The 2,053-nt window shown below is 57.4% G+C and carries 1 protein-coding gene; it reads right to left on the bottom strand.

Annotated elements, in window-relative coordinates; translation table 11 throughout:
- Positions 1–15: 15 nt before the first annotated feature.
- Positions 16–2,053: T9SS type A sorting domain-containing protein (locus E1J53_RS23765; protein ID WP_154640294.1), on the bottom strand; the 2,038-nt coding region annotated here is incomplete at its 5' end.

Here is a 2,053-nt window from a genome sequence, read left to right as displayed (position 1 = left end):
ATGATCAGTTTATGCTTAGCGCACAACTACCATCTTCTTCGTAGCGGTGAAGTCACCGGCAGTTACCGTGTAGCTCAGTACACCGGTAGCTCCGCCGAGCTCGCTTACGTTCAGCTCGATTACGTTGCGACCAGCAGCGCCTTCCAGTTCACGTACCAGTACCGTACGGCCCTGGATGTCCTGGATGTTCAGCGTTACCTGACCGGCAGTAGCCAGCGTGTAAGCAATGCGCGTCGTCTCAGCAACGGGGTTAGGCATGTTCTGCTCCAGAGCGTTTACCAGCTCAGCCTCGGCCTGACCAGCAAAGTTCAGGTTCAGTGAACCAGCGGTTCCGTTAGCAGCTACACCTTCACGCAGCGTGATGGCGTCCGTCAGGGCAACAGCGTCGCTCAGACGTACGGCTTCCGTAGCGCGTACTTCAACGTTGATTACGGCAGCGCCGTTGAAAGCCATGGCAATCAGACCTTCACTAGCACGGTTCAGGTTCAGAGCGCCTTCACCTTCGTAGGCTACGTTTACCAGCTCCAGACCAGCAGCCAGTTCCAGGGTACCCTGGAAGCCAGCCAGCTCACCGGAAGTCAGTTCAACGGTGTGCGTCTGACCAGCGGCCAGCTCAGCGTCCTGTACGTTCAGGTCGAGAGCAGCGCGACCACCGGCACGTACTACATCACCCAGTTGCATTGCAATGAAGTCACCATCGCGCAGGTTGCCCTGCAGGTTGTTCACGTTGTATACTTCGGGGAAGGCAGCAGACCAGTTGCTGGTCGTCAGGTTGTAGTCAGCAGAAACAAAGCGCCAGGTAGCACCAGCAGCGTTCAGGTCGTTGTCCAGACCAAGGATTACGCGGCGGATAGATACCAGGTCACGGATGTCTACGCTTCCGTCCATGTTGGCGTCAGCGGCTACGTTGTCGTAACCCGTCTCCAGTACGGCAGAACCGAGGATGTGGCCAGTGATGGCTACCAGGTCAGTTACCGTTACGGCAGCGAAGTCGAAGGCAGCGTTGTACTCGGGCTGTACCGTGTAGTCAGCGTCCAGAGGCAGGTTGCCGAAGGAGTACTGGCCGTTGGCGTCCGTTACTACCATTTCGTCCATGTTGTTAGCACCCGTTACGGTTACTTCAACACCACCCATCAGGTCGTCGTCCTGCGTCGTGATGGCACCGCTCAGTGAGCCGCTGCTACCGTCACACAGTCCGTCCTGGAAGGCCTGTACTTCGAGTACTACAGAACAGTAGTCGGCGTTGCCAGCGTTGTCGATGGCGTACACCCGTACGTTCACGTCCTCACCGAAGTCCTCACAAGTCAGGTCGATACCGATGCGGCCAACGGCAGGAGCGAATCCAGCTTCCGTAGCTTCTTCTTCGGTGTAGATGCTGTACTTGTCGATCACGTTGCCGAAGCAGTCCGTTACGTCAGAGGCGATGAAGTCCGTAGCCCAGATAGCAGCCATGCCGCCACCGTTACCGTCGGGCATCAGCGTGACCGTCAGCGTCTGGATACAGATCGGGGTAGGAGCTTTCTCGGGAGTTACGCAGAACTCGAGGATGTCCACGTCGAAGTTACCACAACCGTCACCGGCGCGGATGCGCAGGGCGTGGTTACCTACGGGGATACCGCTCAGGCGGACCGTGTAGGTGTCATCACCGTTAGCAACTACTTCGCTGGTGGTCAGGAAGCGCGTGCGCTCGAATCCGTCAGCCAGGCTGTAGTCAGCGTCAAGCTCTACGCTTACGCTTACGTCAGAACACTCGTCGAAGGCCTCGAAGGTCAGCGTTACCTCAGCAACACAGTTGTCGGGACCGATACCGGCGAAGCACTCTGCGGGCTCCATGACGTTAACTACGGGCTCAACTTCGTCGTAGATCTTGATGAACTGTACGTAGCGGAAGAAGCCGCGGCTGAAGTCCTGAGCGTACTCGTCATCGTCGATGTTGTCATCGCCGTTGTCGTCGTCGTCTCCGTCGTTGTCGTCACCGTTATCCAGCAGGATATCGAACTGCGGGAAGCCGGGGTTGTAGTTCAGGTCAGCAAACTTGCTCAACCAGGCGATG

This window comes from Lewinella sp. W8 (assembly GCF_004375085.3).
In the GTDB taxonomy this organism is placed as follows: Bacteria; Bacteroidota; Bacteroidia; order Chitinophagales; family Saprospiraceae; genus Neolewinella.
This window is presented reverse-complemented; position numbering and strand designations above follow the sequence as displayed.